Here is a 252-nt window from a genome sequence, read left to right on the forward strand (position 1 = left end):
GCCGCCGCCGTGAACGTAACGAAGTCGAGCAAGACATTGAAGTCGCCGTACGTGAAAAGAACCGCGATGCCATGTCACGTAAGCTGGAAATTGAGCAACAAGAATCGTTCATGACCTTTGACCAAGAGCAGCAGGTAAAAACTCGCAGCGCAGAGCAAAGCGCTAATATTGCCGTATTTGAAGCGGAACGCCGCCGAGAGGCTGAACAGAGCCGTATTAGCACCGAACGTCAAATTCAAGAAGCGGAAATCG

The 252-nt window shown here is 51.2% G+C and carries 1 protein-coding gene; it reads left to right on the forward strand.

Translation table 11 applies throughout. The features are described 5' to 3' along the window. A partial coding sequence (locus ACX9YW_RS23310; protein ID WP_460351149.1) for a hypothetical protein occupies positions 1–252 on the forward strand: 252 nt, incomplete at both ends.

This window comes from Pseudoneobacillus rhizolycopersici (genome assembly GCF_054786815.1).